Genomic DNA, 14254 nt, shown 5'->3' with positions numbered 1-14254 from the left:
GTGGAGGTTTCAGGCTGGTGGGGTCAGGCTGGTGGGGTCAGGTCAGGCTGGTGGGGTCAGGCTGGTGCGCTGAGCAGCGACGCCCCGGCCACCGCCGGTGGTCGGGGCGTCGCGACGGTGGGACGACTCAGATCTTGCCCACGAGGTCGATCGAGGGGGCGAGGGTGACCTCTCCCTCCTCCCACTTGGCCGGGCAGACCTCACCCGGGTGGGCGGCGACGTACTGCGCGGCCTTGACCTTGCGGACCAGCTCGGCGGCGTTGCGGCCGATGCCCTCGGCGGTGACCTCCATGAACTGGATGACGCCTTCCGGGTCGACCAGGAAGGTGGCGCGGTCGGCCAGGCCCTGGCCCTCACGCATGTTCTGGAAGTTGTTGGTGATGACACCGCTCGGGTCGCCGAGCATGAAGTACGAGATCTTCGCGATCGTGTCGGAGCTGGCGTGCCAGGCCTTGTGCACGAAGTGCGTGTCGGTGGACACCGAGTAGACCTCGACACCCAGGCCCTTGAGCTCGTCGTAGTAGTCCGCCAGGTCACCGAGCTCGGTGGGGCAGACGAAGGTGAAGTCCGCGGGGTAGAAGAAGAAGATCGCCCACTTGCCGAGGACGTCGGCGTCGGTCACGTCGACGAAGGCACCGTCCTTGAAGGCGGTGGTGGAGAAGGGGAGGATCTTGGTGTTGACCAGGGCCATGCGTACACACCTCGTGGAGTTCGTTCGGTGGATGACTGTCGATAAACAGTCTATATCGAAACACCACCTAACCCAAGGCGTGGTCGATCGATTGTCTCGATCCCGACGATAGGGTCGGCCAATGCGATCCAGGTCACTCGATCGACGTCGGCGGTGCTGGTGGCCGTGGTCGGCTCAGTGGTTCAGGGCTGGTGGTTGAGCAGGAACGGCAGCACCTGCTCCTGCGTGCCGAGCCAGGCGGCGAGGGTGTGTCCCTGGCCCGGGACCATGACCACCCGCACGCCGGGACGTCCAGCCACGGCTCGGCCGAACGCGGCGGTCTGGTCGTAGGACTGGGCGTCGGACGGCGAGGAGATGGCGAGCAGGCGCAGCTGGTCGCGTGGGGTCTTGTTGCGGATCAGCCTGCTCACGCTGGCCTTGTTGCGCAGGGCCGCGCTGCGCATCAGGTCCAGCTTGAGCGCGCCGGTCGTCCCGTCGGGCTCGGGCTCGAAGTAGCCCTGGACCGCGGCGGCGGCGACGAACCGGCCCGGGTCGCTGGCCTGCAGCTTGGCGGCGCAGTAGCCGCCGAGCGACCAGCCCTGCACGCTCCAGCGCCGCCGGTCGGTCGAGCTGTGGAAGGTCTGCGTGACCCAGTGCGGGATGTCCGTGCTCAGCCACGGTAGGCGAGCACCCCGCTCGGGTAGTCCACGCACTCGGTGTCCTGGGGCGCCTGCACGTTGATGTCGGGGAAGACGGCGATGAACGGCTTAACCTTCTTGGCCGCGATGAGCCGGCTGGCCTCCTCGCCGAAGTAGAGGAAGTCCACCGTCCAGTCCAGCGACACGTACGCCCCGCCGAGCACCATCATGACCGGCAGGTTCGCGACCGACTGGCCGGAGTCGTAACCCGGTGGCAGCCACACCACGACCTTCTTGGTCACCCCGCTCTTCGGCCCGGTCACGACATAGTCGCGGTAGACGCCGGCCGCACCCTTGGGCTGCTTGTGGTGCAGCGCGTAGCCCTTGGTGCGGACGGACTTGAGCTGGTCCGGTCCCAGCCCGAGGCCGTCCTGCTGGGGGGCGATGCCCACCTGGGCGAGGGCGTCGCTCGGGTCGGCGTTGACGGCGTCGACGACGCTGCCCCAGGTCGGGAACAGCGTGAGATCCCGGTTGAGCGCCAGCCCCAGGGCGCCGACCGCGAGGACCTGTGAGGCGAGGACGGCGAGGGCTACGCCGACCCCGTGCAGGATGCGGGTGCGCAGCCGACCTGGCCGGCGCGCCACCAGCACTCCCAGCACGACCGGCACGGCGAGCGCCAGGGCGCCGACCAGCAGCACCACCTTGAGCGACGTCGGTCCCATCGACCCCCCTGACCCCCAGCATCCACGTCGGTCCGCTGCGGACGAGTGTGCCCGCCAGGGTACGACGTCACACCACGGGCTCAGCGTCCGCTCAGCCCGCAGACGGCGTCCCGTGCGACCATCGGGGGAGGCGGTAGTCGGAAGGATCGTGTCGATGCGTCGTGCGCCCACCTCGGTAGCCCTCGCTGCCACTGGGTTGCTGACCGTCGCCGGCACCGTGGTCGCCATCCCGGAGCTGCCGGGTCTGGCGCACCGCCTCGCCGCCGTCGCGGCGGCGCAACCGTCCGGGCCGGCCGCCGGAGGCGCGGACGGCCGGGCCGCCAACGCCACCGCTCCCGCGACGAGCAGGCCTCTCCCGGACGTCCACCGGGTCGTCGCGCTCGGTGACTCGGTGCCTGAGGGCAGCGCGTGCGACTGCGCCGCCTATCCCGAGCTGGTCGCCCAGTCGCTGCAGACCCGGCTCGGCCACCCGGTGAGCGTCGACAACCTCGGTGAGGCGGGGTCTACGAGCACCGACCTGGCGGAGTCGCTGCGCAGCGATCCCACGACCCGCACGGCCGTCTCGGGGGCCGACCTGGTCGTCGTCACCACCGGCGCCAACGACCTGGCCGACCTCGAGGACGGCATCACGGCCGCCTCCTCCGCCACCTGGGCACCCAGGGTCGCCACAGCGACGGCCTCCGTGGCTGCCGATGTGGCGCTCGTGCACCAGTTGGCCCCGAAGGCCCGGGTCCTCGTGACGACCTACTGGAACGTCTTCCAGGACGGTGACGTCGTGACGGACGCTGCGACGCGCCGGGCGAACGACACGCTCACCACGCAGTTCAACGCCGCCCTCGTCACGTCGATCGGCCAGAGCGCGACGGTCGTGGACCTCTACGAGCCGTTCAAGGGCGGGGGCGACCTGGACCCGACCCCCCTGCTGGCCGACGACGGCGACCACCCCGACGCCGCCGGTCACCGGCTCATCGCGGCCGAGATCTTGAAGGCCCTGACGAACTCGTCGACCGCGACCGCGGCCGACTGACCGGCTCGTGCGCCCGTCCTCGCGGCCGCCCGACCTGGACAATGGCCGCATGGCCTTCCTTCGCCCCGGTAGCCGCGGGGTCCGTCAGCAGCTCACCGTCGTGGCGGTGCTCATCGTCGCCGTGCCGCTCCTCGCGGGCGTCCTGGCGCTGACCCAGCTGCTGCATCGCGCGCTCACCGACAGCCTGGTCGAGACCCTGTCCGGGCACGTGCACGACGTGGCGACGATGGTGAGCACGTCCGGCCCGCGCGAGGTCTCGGGACTGCAGGAGTCGCTGACCGCGGAGGGCTTCCGGGTGGAGGTGGTCGACCGCGCGACCCGCGAGGTGGTCTACGCCTCGACCTCGCGGACGGCCGGCTCGATGCCCACGCTCGACCCGCCCGCCGGTGAGGACGAGCTCGTGGGGGTGCGTCCGTGGTGGACCCCCGACGACGACCCCGACCTGGTGATCATGGCCCGCCGGGCGAGCCACCAGGGGCACAGCTACGTCGTGCAGCTCGCAACGAGTCAGGACAGCCAGGAGGAGGCCGTGCGCACGACCGGCCTGATCCTGCTCGCCGGGGTGCCCTTCCTCATGGTGGTGAGCGGGCTGTCGGCCTGGTGGATCGTCGGCCGCTCGCTGCGCCCCGTCGCCGAGATCCGCTCGCGGGTCGACCGGATCAGCAGCGCCCGCCTCCACGACCGGGTGCCGGTGCCGCCCAACGACGACGAGATCGCCCAGCTCGCCCGCACGATGAACGCGATGCTGACCCGGCTCGAGGCGGGGCAGACCGCACAGCGGCGGTTCGTCGCGGACGCGAGTCACGAGCTGCGCTCGCCGCTCGCCACCTTGCGGGCGTCGATCGAGGTCGCCCAGACCGACCCGAGCGGGCAGACCTGGAGCGGTCTCGGCGAGCTGATGGACTCCGAGACGACCCGGCTGGCCCACCTCGTCGACGACCTGCTGCTGCTCAGCAAGTCCGACGACCGCGGCATCATGCTCGGCGAGGAAGACGTAGACCTCGACGACATCCTCGAGCAGGAAGCCAAGCGGCTCAACGAGATTCGCGACCACAAGGTGATCCTGGACATCACCCCGGTCCGGGTGCGCGGCGACCAGCGGCGGCTCGTGCAGGTCGTGCGCAACCTCGCCGACAACGCCGCCCGACACGGTCGCACCCGGATCGCGTTGCGCGTCAAGGAGATTGACGGCTGGGCCGTGCTGCAGGTCGACGACGACGGCCAGGGGGTCCCGGCGGAGGACCGCGAGCGCATCTTCGACCGGTTCGTGCGCCTCGACGCCAGTCGGTCGCGTGACTCAGGAGGGTCCGGCCTCGGCCTCGCCATCGTCCGCGAGATCGTCCAGGCGCATGGCGGCACCGTCGTCTCCGGCGAGTCCCCGTGGGGCGGAGCGCGGTTCGAGGTGCGGGTGCCTTCTGGCGAGTCGGAGTAGAGGCCGTCGGGTTGAGGTGGGGTTGTTGCTGCTGCCCGCGCGTCGGGGCGGGTGGTGATCTGCGCGCGTCGGGGCGGCTGGTGATCTGCGCAGGTTGTCTTGAGGTGCGTAGGGTCGGGAGGGCGGCGTCTCACGGGTTCGTGCGCAGACTCCCGCGCCGGTGGTGATCTGGACGGGCGATCTGGTGCAGGGGATCTACCGGGTTCCTAGAGAAGTGTTCTGGTAGGCGACGAAGCGCCACCCTTCCGGCCGTCGAAGTGCCGTGAGGGTGTAGATCGTTCGCTTGTTGAGCTCGCTGGACCGGTGGTCGTCGTACTCGATGTGACCGTAGGCCGTGAGGATGGCCACGTCTGCGGTGATGTACCGGATCTGATAGATGCGTCCTTCGAGGTGGCTGTTGCGAGCCCAGGCCCCGAAGATCAGCTCGTGGTTGCTGATGATCTCGTCCCAGCCATGCTCCAGCTTGCCGTTGGCGATGATGTAGTCGGCGTCCGGGGTGAAGCACTCGGCATAGGCCCGCGCATCCTAGTTGAGTCCCCGATAGTGGTGTAGCGCGGTCGCTGTCCTCGTCCCGGTAGTGGACGTGGGTGCGGCCACCGCGTGATCCTTCGAGTCAACCTTCCACAGAATCCTCGAACGGAGTCATCACGATGACCGCACCACACATTGTCGACCCTGCCGGCCTGCTGAGTGAAGCCCTGTCCGAAGCATCGCCGGACCTGATGCGCAGCCTGCTGCAGACCATGATCAACGCGTTGCTGTCCGCGGACGCCGACGCGGTGGTCGGGGCCGAGTACGGCCAACCCAGCGCCTCGCGGACGGCGCAACGCAACGGCTACCGCCACCGCGACCTCGATACCCGCGTCGGGACCGTGGATGTCGCGATCCCGAAGCTGCGGCAAGGCACCTACTTCCCGGAGTGGCTCCTCGAGCGCCGCAAGCGGGCAGAGTCCGCGCTGATCACCGTCGTCGCCGACTGCTACCTCGCCGGAGTGTCCACCCGCCGCATGGACAAGCTCGTCAAGACGTTGGGGATCGACTCGCTGTCCAAGTCCCAAGTGTCACGGATGGCGAGTGATCTGGACCAGATCGTCGAGGACTTCCGCCACCGGCCCCTGGCCGACGCAGGGCCGTTCACGTTCGTGTCCGCGGACGCGCTGACGATGAAGGTCCGCGAAGGCGGACGCGTGGTCAACGCCGTCGCGCTGATCGCGGTCGGTGTCAACGCCGACGGGCACCGCGAAGTCCTCGGGCTCCGCATCGCGACCAGTGAAACCGGGCCGGCGTGGAACGAGTTCTTCGCCGACCTGACCGCCCGCGGCCTGACCGGCGTCCGCTTGGTGACCTCCGACGCCCACCAAGGCCTGGTCGAGGCCATCGCGGCGAACCTGCCCGGCGCGACCTGGCAACGCTGCCGCACCCACTATGCCGCGAACCTGATGTCGGTGACCCCGAAGAGTATGTGGCCGGCCGTGAAAGCGATGCTGCACAGCGTGTACGACCAGCCCGGCAAGGACGCCGTCCAGGCGCAGTTCGACCGGCTGCTGGACTACGTCGACGGGAAGCTGCCCGAGGTCCACGAGCACCTCGACGCCGCCCGCGCGGACATCCTCGCCTTCACCGCCTTCCCCAAAGACGTGTGGAACCAGATCTGGTCGAACAACCCCGCCGAACGCCTCAACCGCGAGATCCGCCGCCGCACCGACAGCGTGGGGATCTTCCCCAACAGGGCAGCGATCGTGCGCCTGATCGGAGCCGTCCTGGCCGAGCAAACCGATGAATGGGCCGAAGGACGCCGCTACCTCGGCCTCGACGTCCTCGCCCGCTGCCGCATCAACCTCATCACCGACACCGACACCGACACCGGCCCCGAGATCGGAGGCGACAACCTGCCCGCCCTCACAGCCTGACCCCCAACGAAGGAACACCCACCGCTACACCACTACCCGGGACTTGACCCGCATCCTGCCAGGACGCGCGGGCCTATGCGGGTAGAGCTGGCGGATCTCGGCGTCGTCCGCCGGGGTGAGGGACGACCTAGTGGTCTGGGTCATGGGTCTCCTTCGTGACGCCTCGTTGGTGTGGATCCGGTCGGAAGGCGCAGAGGTGGTCCGTCGCCCAGTCCTCGAAGCTGCGTGGCGCGCGGCCGAGGACCTCCTGCACGGTCGGGTACGTCCTGTGGCCGATGCCGCGTCGGGGGCTGTCCATCGTCGCCACCACCGCGCCAGCGAGCTCCCCGCTCATGCCGTAGCCGATGAATTGGTGGATGGCCTGTTTCACGGTGACCTCCTGAAAGGCCACGTGACGGTCCAGGAGCCTGGCCAGGGTTGCGACCTGCGCAGCCGGGCTGATGGCAGCCGGACCGGTGAGTGGGTAGCCGGTCACGCCGGGGCGGGGATGGTGAAGCAGCTGTGCTGCTACGTCGGCGATGTCGCGGGGGTCGATGCATGCGACGGGCAGCGACGGGGCTACGAGTGCAATGGGCGCGTCGCGCTCGATTGACGTTCGCCACATCAGAGCGTTCGACATGAATGCTCCCGGTCGGAGGAACGAGCACGACAGACCCGCCCTGGTGAACGCCGACTCGCCGGCACGATGCCACGTGCTGATCGGGTCACGTCCCTGCTCGTGCACACCCAGGGCCGAGATCTTCACGGCGTGGCGCACACCACTCTCGGCCGCCAACGAAGCGATGGTCTGGTCATGCCGAGGACCGTCGGGCCCGCCGGTCAGCACGAAGAGTCGATCGACGCCCTCGCTCAGCGCGTGCCGCAGCGTCTCGGGCTGGTCGTAGTCGACGTGCAGCACGGGCACGGGGTGGTGTCCGTCGGGCTGTTGCACGGACTCGGGCCGGCGGGCGCCGGCGACAACCGCCACCTGACTTCGCACAAGTCGATCGAGGACGTGACGCCCCAACAGGCCACTAGCACCCAGGACGAGGATGCGACTCATCGCAGAGGTCCCCGATCCGCAGCGGATCCGAGGGCGGCTGCCTCCGGCGATCCCAAGGTGCTGAGCAGATGCCGGTGCCAGTCCACCTCGGCGAGCAGCCGGGCCCTTTGGTGCTCGAGCACCAGGGCCTCCCGCGCGCTCAGCCAGGTTGACACGCTCTGCTGGTGCGCCCCCAGCTGAGCCAGTCGCCCCTCGATGACCGCGATGCGGGCCGTCACCAGGTCGCGCAGCTGCTCGTCGTCCCACTGCTGGGAATGTGCCAGCGCCAGGTCGAAGGGGTCCGAGTGCTCCGTCACCGAGCTCAGAGCGGAGTCAAGCATGGTGGACAGTGCTCGGCGCCCGTCGTCGCTGATGTCGTAGATCTGCCGAGCCGGTCGGCTGCCCTCCTGCTCGGTGCGGATCGGACTCACCAACCCCTGAGCGGCCAGTCGGGTCAGGGACCCGTAGATCGCGCCCGGGGAGACCTGCGCCCACTCCTGGGCGTGGTCCTCCGCCGCCTGCAGCCGTAGCTGGTGACCGTGCATGGGCCCTCGCTCCGCCAACGTGGCGAGGACGAAGAGTGCGGTGTCTCTCATGCGACTCGTCTCGCGCGACTATCAAGAAGGAGCAAGCCCCCCATGCATATGGGGGTCCGGGGAGGGGTGGCGGCTCAGGGCCGGTGACGGGTTGGCGGTGGCCGTGCATGCGCAGGGCGTGGTGATCTGCGCAGGTTCCCGTGAGGCGCAGGGTGCGGTGATCTGCGCACGTTGCCGAGAGGTGCCCAGGTTGTCGTGTGGCGCGCAGGGTCGGGAGGGCGGCGTCTCACGGTTTCCTGCGCAGATTACGGGTTCCTGCGCGGATTCGCCGCCGATCCGCGCCCGGCCGATCCCCCCGGCATCGTGGCGGCCGCGGCCTTGACGTCAACTGAGGTTGAGCATCCACGCTCTTGAGCATGCCGATGCTGACGCACACCGCGCCTGCCGAGACCAGGGGGTGCTGCGGACGTGCCGAACCCGCCGAGAGTCGAGGAGCTCATGATGGTCGACCCCAGCGCGATCCCGCCCACAGGAGTCTGTGACCTGACGACCACGGGGCGGCGCACCGGGCTGCCGCGCACGGTGGAGATCTGGTATGTCGTCCACGACGGACAGCTGCACATCGTCGGATCTCCCGGACGGCGCGACTGGTACGCGAACCTCGCCGCGAACCCCCACGCGGTCCTGCACCTGCGCGATCCGGATGTCAGCCTCGACGTGACGGCGACCGTCGTCCACGACCGCCAGGAGCGTGGTCGACTCACCGAGACCGCGTGGCTGCGGCAACCCTGGTACGCCAACCGCGGCAGCACGGCCGCCGACTGGGTCGATGGTGCCCCGATGGTCCGGCTCTCGGTCGGCGATCGAGCGTGAGCTGCGGACCCGCCTCAGCGGCCCGGTCCACGGGTCAACCACGTTGCCTGCCACGGGGTTTCGACTGCTCGCGCGTGGTAGCGCTCACGCACCCAGGCGATGGCCTCGCGATCGGTCAGCCCGTCGAGCATGCACATCGCCGCCAACGCGGTCCCGGTCCGACCGATCCCACCGCGGCAGGCGACCTCGACCCGCTGCTCGAGGGCCATGTCCCACGCCGTCCGGATCGACTCCCACGCCTCGCGGCGCAGCACCGGCAGACCGAAGTCGGGCCAGCAGATCCATGCACTCGGCCAGTCGACGGCCGGTCGGGTCAGTCCGAGGTAGAGCCCCCAGTCCGGTCGCGATGCCGGTGGCACACCGATCCTGCGGCCACGCACGGTCCGGCCGCTCGGCAGCTCTACGGCCTGATCAGTCCCTCGCACCACGCCATCATCCAGGAGCTGGGTCAGCCAGCAGCTGGTCAGGCGCCCGGGCAGTCAGACGTGTCCTGAGCCAGCCGGGAGCCAGCCGGGAGTTAGCCGCCGTTGCCGGCGAGACGGTAGCCGACTCCGCGGACGGTCTCGATGGCGTGCCGCTCGAACGGGGCGTCGATCTTCTTGCGGAGGTAGCCGATGTAGACCTCGACGATGTTGGGGTCGCCCTCGTAGGCGGGGTCCCACACGCCGGCCAGGATCTCGGGCTTGGTGACGACGTCGCCGCGGTGGTGCAGCAGGAACTCCAACAGGCTGAACTCCTTTGGCGTCAGCGAGATCTCGCTCTCGCCGCGCTGCACGCGACGGCGCGCCGGGTCCAGGGAGAGGTCGCCCGCGGTCAGCACGACGGGCCGCTCGGGCTTGCCGCGCCGGATGAGCGCCCGCAGCCGGGCGAGCAGGACGATGAAGCTGAAGGGCTTGGTCAGGTAGTCGTCGGCGCCGAGGTCGAACGCGTCGGCCTGGTCGTACTCCCCGTCCTTGGCGGTCAGCATCAGCACCGGGGTCCACACGCCGCGCTCGCGCAGCTGCTCGAGCACCTTGTAGCCGTTGAGCCGCGGCAGCATGATGTCGAGCACGATCACGTCGTAGGGGTTCTCGCTCGCCATCCACAAGGCGTCCTCGCCGTTGTGCACCACGTCGACGGTGAACCCGTCGGCCGTCAGCCCGCGTCGGACGACCTCGGCCAGCGCCACCTCGTCCTCGACCAGAAGAACACGCATGGCCCCAGTCTCTCCTCAGGAACCTGAGCCCAGACTGAGTGACGAGCCTGGGGAGGTCGGTCCGCTACGGTTGGTCACGAATGAGGTGAAAGGGGACGGGGTGAGCCTGGACCGCGTGCTCGGCCTGAGCGGCGCCGGTCCGTCCCCCGATCGCCCGGCCTGGCCGCGCCGGGTATTCGCCTGGCTGCTCGACCCCGGCCGCCGCACCCTCGCCCTGGTCCTCGCAGCCTGGGCCTTCGCCGCGATCTGCGCGCTCGGGGTCGGCCTGCACGCAGCGCTGACCAGGGACGACGGAGTCGCCGCCGTCCTGCCACGCGACACCGTCGCGGTCGTAGAGCTCGACACCGACCCCAGCCTCAGCCAGAAGATCGCGGCCTTCCAGCTCTCCCAGCGCCTCCCGCTGGCCACGCCGTCGACGACCCCGGGTTCGGGCTCGACAAGCGCGGGCGGGCACGGCGGCGCGGCACAGGACGACGGCGACTGGCGCCGGCGCCTGCTCGAGGGTCTGCTGGGCGACCGCGCCGAGGGCGTCGACTTCACCCGCGACGTAGACCCCTGGCTCGGCCGGCACGTCAGCCTCGCCCTGATGTCCTCGGGGATCGGCGGTCGGCCCGTCCCCGTGCTCGCGCTCGAGGTGCGTGACGAGGCTCAGGCCCGGGCGGCTCTACCGCGTCTGGGGCTGGACCTGCAGCGACACGACGTGGTGAGCGCGGACGGCTACCTGCTGGTAGTGCCGCAGGGGCGCGGCGAGCTGCTGCGCACGGCGCGGGCCGACGGAAGCCTGCTGGACAACCGTGAGCTGCGCGACGACCGTGGGGACCTCGGCGACCGAGGGGTGCTGTGGGGCTGGCTCGACGGCAACGCGGTGGCCGCGGCCGACCTGACTGAGCTCGCCGCGGCGGGCAGCGGTCGGGCGGGCAGCTCGACGGGGACGGCCGCAGGGGCGGCGGACGGGCTGGACCGGGCGGCCCAGGTGGTGGGCGGCTTCTTCACGTGGGCGCAGGGGGCGAGCGCCCGCACGACGCTGTCGTCGTCGGGCCGGACCGCCGTGGCGCTGCGCCTCGGCCCGGACCACGTGGAGCTGGCCGGTGTCTCGCGAGGTGCCGCGACCAGCGTGGGCGGCGGCGCGGCACCCGCCGTCGGGCTGGTCGACCTCCCGGCCGACACGGCCGCAGGCCTGGCCGTGAGCGGTCTGGACCAGACGATCGGGTCGCGCTGGGCGTCCTGGGTGAGCGAGGCCGACGACGCCCTCAAGGCGCGCGACCCCGCGGGGCAGACCCTCTCGGCCCGGCTTCCCGCGCTGCAGCGCAGTCTCGGGGTGGCGCTGCCGCAGGACCTGCAGACCCTCGTAGGCTCGCAGACCACGGTGGCGCTGAGCCGCGAGGGGCTCGGCGACGGTGATGGCCAGGGCGGTGGCAAGGGCACCGCCCTGCGCCTGGCGCTGCGCTCCACGACCGACGCCACCAGCGCGAAGGCCATCGTCGGCACCCTCGTCGAGCATCTGGCCCGCCAGAGCGGACGCGACGTCGCCACCCTCCCGGTGCACCAGGTCAGCGACGGGTCGACGTTCGTGGCGGCGAGCACCCCGCAGTACGGCGCTGCGCTCGCGAACCCCGGCCAAGGTGGCGGCCAGGTCGGCGGCCAAGGTGGCGGTGCGACGCTGCTCGGCAGCAGCGACGCGCTCGGCCGGGCGGTGCGCGACCTCGGGGCGGGCGAGCAGGTCTACCTGGATCTTGCGGTCGTGGAACCGTTGCTGCGCCAGCACGTGCCGGCCGAGCTGCGCCCCTTCGCGGACGGGCTACGGGCCGCGGGCTGGTCGCGATCGCAACGCGGCGCAGGGGCTGCGGACTTTGCGTTGCGGCTAGTGCCCGGCGAGTGACGACCGCGTTCTCGTAGACCGCGTGAGGGCCCGTCTTCAGCCTCCGGCCTCTAGGGTGTGGTGTTCGGGCCGGCGCGGCGAACCTGCGGCCGGCACCGGCTTGCGGACTCGACCCGACGACGCGGCCACGAAGACCCCGAGGACGAAGGTGGACCCCCTGATGACGAGCCGCACCTCCGCGCGCGCCCAGGACGTGATCGACGAGACCGTCCTGCTGACGGCCTCGCCGACCGCTCCGCAGGCGGCGCGCGAGGCCCTGGCCGAGTCGCTGCAAGGGCACGCCCTCGAGCAGCAGACCCTGGACGAGTCGGTGCTGGTGGTCTCCGAGCTGGTCTCCAACGCGGTGCGGCACGCCGAGGCGCTGCCCGGCGACCAGGTGCGCGTGCACTGGACGTTGCGGCGCGGCATCGTCGAGGTCGACGTGACCGACGGCGGCAGCGAGTCGGTGCCGCACCCTCGTCGGCCGGGCGCGCGGGCGACGACCGGCCGCGGCCTTCGACTCGTGCGTTCCTACGCCCACGAGTGGGGGGTCGTCGACGGGCCGCGGACGCGCACGGTCTGGGCCTCCCTCGGCGGTCCGTCGCGTCGCCGCACGCGCTGAGCGGTCGCTAGTCTGGCGCGCATGGGTAAGGCATCTCGTCGACAGCGCGCCGAGGGCGCGGCCACCAAGCGTCCGAAGCCGGCGCCGTTCGTCGCGCGCCCCTTCGCCGGGCTGCCCGGTGAGACCGACCTCGTCGCGCTGCGCGAGATCGTCCCGGCGGCGACCTCGGCCTGGACGCTGCGCGAGCCGATCGGGGACGTCTCGAAGGTCACCGTCGCGACGATCCTTCCGCTCGCCTGGCCCGGACTGCACCGCGCGGACGGCGAGGTCCTGGTCGGGCTGCAGTCCGGCAACGCCTCGGGGGACGCGTCGCGCGACCTCGCCCAGGTGCTCCTCGCGGCGGCCGCCCAGGAGCCGGGCCAGCCGGTGCCGGTGCTGCCGATGGCGACCGTCGACACCCCGCGCCTGCAGGACCTGCTCGACGAGTCGGCGCCGTTCGAGGTGACGATGGAGGACGGCTTCGACTTCTGGGTGGGGGACAGCGAGCTCGACGCCGAGGGACGCGCCTCGCTCGACCAGGCCAACGAGTCGGTCATGCCGACGGTCAAGCTGTCCGGCGTCGAGTCCTGCTACTGGTGCGAGATGGGCGGCCGCGCCTACGTCCGCTGGGTGCTGCCGCACGACGAGGACGAGGCGACGAACGCGCTCGCTCGGCTGTGGGCGGCGCACACGGCCGGCCTGGGTCCGGTTGCGGGCGAAGGGGACTCGTCGTCCGACCAGGTGGGCAAGCTGCTCGGTGCGTTCCGCGCGTCGGGACTGCTCGTGCCGGTGTGGGAGGTCGACCCCGAGGCCGAGCCGGAGAGCTTCGAGCCTGCGGTGGCCGAGTGGCTGGAGCGGTTCGAGGCAGTCGCGTCGACCGAGCAGCTCACGGCCGACGAGCGGCGCGCCAAGAGCGGCGTCCTCAGCCGCCAGATCACCTTGCGCTGAAGCGGATTCGTCAGATGTCCGTAGCCCCAGAGCACGCCGTCGCGGCCGTCATCCCGGCCAAGAACGAGGCGTCGCGAATCGCGGCCACCATCAAGGCCGTTCGCACCGTCCCCGGTGTAGACCTCGTGGTCGTCGTGGACGACGGCTCCACCGACGACACCCAGACCGTCGCGGCCGCCGCTGGCGCCGTCGTCGCCCGGCACCCGGTCAACAAGGGCAAGGGCGCCGCCATGACGACCGGTGCTGCGGCGGTGGCTCGCTACGACGCCTGGCGCGAATATCCTTCGCACTACCTGCTGTTCGTCGACGCCGACCTCGAAGAGTCCGCGGTGGCGCTCGCCCCGCTCGTCGCGCCGCTGGCCGCCGGCGAGGCCGACATGACCATCGCGATCCTGCCGCCGCAGCGCACCGCCGGGGGCGGTCGGGGCCTGGTCGTCGGGCTGGCTCGCGACGGCATCGCGGACCTCACCGGCTTCACCCCGACCCAACCACTGTCGGGGATGCGCGCTCTCACCCGGGAGGCCTTCGAGGCGGCGCTGCCGCTCGCGGCAGGCTGGGGCGCCGAGACCGGCCTGACCATCGACGTGCTGCGGGCCGGTCTACGGATCCAGGAGGTGCCGGCCGAGCTGCACCACCGTGTCACCGGCTCGGACTGGCGCGGTCAGCTGCACCGGGCCGCGCAGTACCGCGACGTGCTGCGGGCCCTGGTCGCGCGCCGTCGTCGTTGAGTGGTCGGACGGCGCGGATCTGCCTCGGCCATTGACGGGGTGGTCGCACGAGCGGATCGTGAGCCCCATGACAGGGCGTCGCGGTCTTGGGGCGT

15 protein-coding genes and 2 pseudogenes are annotated in these 14254 nt (G+C 71.0%); 9 read left to right on the top strand and 8 right to left on the bottom strand.

Translation table 11 applies throughout. The annotated features are described in order from the left end of the window. Positions 1 to 127: 127 nt before the first annotated feature. The 3 genes from ahpC to MM440_RS02100 all read right to left on the bottom strand — a co-directional run bounded on the left by ahpC (position 128) and on the right by MM440_RS02100 (position 2030). Positions 128 to 691 carry an alkyl hydroperoxide reductase subunit C gene (gene ahpC, locus MM440_RS02110; protein WP_241441533.1) on the bottom strand — a complete coding sequence of 188 codons (564 nt, stop codon included), beginning with the start codon at positions 689 to 691 and terminating at the stop codon, positions 128 to 130. A 182-nt stretch (positions 692 to 873) separates the two neighbouring features. Continuing rightward, complete coding sequence (locus MM440_RS02105) at positions 874 to 1383, bottom strand: prolyl oligopeptidase family serine peptidase (RefSeq protein WP_241441532.1); 510 nt, start codon at positions 1381 to 1383, stop codon at positions 874 to 876. Next, positions 1341 to 2030, bottom strand: a complete 690-nt coding sequence (locus MM440_RS02100; RefSeq protein WP_241441531.1) for an alpha/beta hydrolase — start codon at positions 2028 to 2030, stop codon at positions 1341 to 1343. Before MM440_RS02100 ends, MM440_RS02105 begins: the two co-directional genes overlap by 43 nt. Before the next feature lie 154 nt (positions 2031 to 2184). Here MM440_RS02100 and MM440_RS02095 point away from each other — a divergent pair, with 154 nt between their 5' ends. The 3 genes and pseudogenes from MM440_RS02095 to MM440_RS17685 all read left to right on the top strand — a co-directional run. Continuing rightward, entirely contained in the window at positions 2185 to 3057 is an 873-nt protein-coding gene (locus tag MM440_RS02095) for an SGNH/GDSL hydrolase family protein (RefSeq protein WP_241441530.1), read from the top strand. A 49-nt stretch (positions 3058 to 3106) separates the two neighbouring features. Continuing rightward, positions 3107 to 4012: pseudogene (locus tag MM440_RS02090) on the top strand (HAMP domain-containing protein); the annotation flags it as partial. A gap of 39 nt (positions 4013 to 4051) precedes the next feature. Continuing rightward, positions 4052 to 4489, top strand: a pseudogene (locus tag MM440_RS17685) (sensor histidine kinase); the annotation flags it as partial. A 195-nt stretch (positions 4490 to 4684) separates the two neighbouring features. On the opposite strand, the gene MM440_RS17545 reads toward MM440_RS17685, so the two are convergent. Further along, on the bottom strand, positions 4685 to 4966 hold the full coding sequence (locus tag MM440_RS17545; protein ID WP_420914124.1) for a nuclear transport factor 2 family protein: 282 nt from the start codon (positions 4964 to 4966) through the stop codon (positions 4685 to 4687). Positions 4967 to 5139: 173 nt separating this feature from the next. On the opposite strand from MM440_RS17545, the gene MM440_RS02080 reads away from it, so the two are divergent. Beyond that, positions 5140 to 6399 (top strand): IS256 family transposase, encoded by a 1260-nt coding sequence (locus MM440_RS02080; RefSeq protein WP_241441527.1) that lies wholly within the window; start codon positions 5140 to 5142, stop codon positions 6397 to 6399. Positions 6400 to 6526: 127 nt separating this feature from the next. Here MM440_RS02080 and MM440_RS02075 read toward each other — a convergent pair whose 3' ends face one another. Continuing rightward, positions 6527 to 7441 carry an NAD(P)H-binding protein gene (locus tag MM440_RS02075; RefSeq protein WP_241441526.1) on the bottom strand — a complete coding sequence of 305 codons (915 nt, stop codon included), beginning with the start codon at positions 7439 to 7441 and terminating at the stop codon, positions 6527 to 6529. Then, positions 7438 to 8016, bottom strand: a complete 579-nt coding sequence (locus MM440_RS02070; protein WP_241441525.1) for a PadR family transcriptional regulator — start codon at positions 8014 to 8016, stop codon at positions 7438 to 7440. Before MM440_RS02070 ends, MM440_RS02075 begins: the two co-directional genes overlap by 4 nt. A gap of 438 nt (positions 8017 to 8454) precedes the next feature. On the opposite strand from MM440_RS02070, the gene MM440_RS02065 reads away from it, so the two are divergent. Next, the gene (locus MM440_RS02065) at positions 8455 to 8829 is read left to right on the top strand and encodes a nitroreductase/quinone reductase family protein (protein WP_241441524.1); all 375 of its coding nucleotides are present in this window, start codon (positions 8455 to 8457) and stop codon (positions 8827 to 8829) included. Positions 8830 to 8843: 14 nt separating this feature from the next. On the opposite strand, the gene MM440_RS02060 is transcribed toward MM440_RS02065, so the two are convergent. Next, complete coding sequence (locus MM440_RS02060; protein WP_241441523.1) at positions 8844 to 9254, bottom strand: protein-tyrosine phosphatase family protein; 411 nt, start codon at positions 9252 to 9254, stop codon at positions 8844 to 8846. A 92-nt stretch (positions 9255 to 9346) separates the two neighbouring features. After that, a complete protein-coding gene (locus MM440_RS02055) occupies positions 9347 to 10024 on the bottom strand; it encodes a response regulator transcription factor (protein ID WP_241441522.1) in 678 nt (225 codons plus the stop codon). A 100-nt stretch (positions 10025 to 10124) separates the two neighbouring features. On the opposite strand from MM440_RS02055, the gene MM440_RS02050 reads away from it, so the two are divergent. From MM440_RS02050 to MM440_RS02035, 4 genes are all read left to right on the top strand, one after another. Then, on the top strand, positions 10125 to 11903 hold the full coding sequence (locus tag MM440_RS02050; RefSeq protein WP_241441521.1) for a DUF3352 domain-containing protein: 1779 nt from the start codon (positions 10125 to 10127) through the stop codon (positions 11901 to 11903). 160 nt (positions 11904 to 12063) lie between these two features. Further along, positions 12064 to 12504, top strand: a complete 441-nt coding sequence (locus MM440_RS02045; RefSeq protein ID WP_241441520.1) for an ATP-binding protein — start codon at positions 12064 to 12066, stop codon at positions 12502 to 12504. 21 nt (positions 12505 to 12525) lie between these two features. Next, on the top strand, positions 12526 to 13431 hold the full coding sequence (locus MM440_RS02040) for a DUF5926 family protein (protein WP_241441519.1): 906 nt from the start codon (positions 12526 to 12528) through the stop codon (positions 13429 to 13431). Between the two features lie 14 nt (positions 13432 to 13445). Further along, positions 13446 to 14159 (top strand): glycosyltransferase, encoded by a 714-nt coding sequence (locus MM440_RS02035; protein ID WP_241441518.1) that lies wholly within the window; start codon positions 13446 to 13448, stop codon positions 14157 to 14159. Positions 14160 to 14254: the final 95 nt, after the last annotated feature.

Origin of the sequence: Arsenicicoccus piscis (genome assembly GCF_022568835.1) — a bacterium.
GTDB lineage: Bacteria > Actinomycetota > Actinomycetes > Actinomycetales > Dermatophilaceae > Arsenicicoccus > Arsenicicoccus piscis.
The sequence above is the reverse complement of the archived record's forward strand: the minus strand, read 5'-3'. Positions and strand labels throughout refer to the sequence as shown.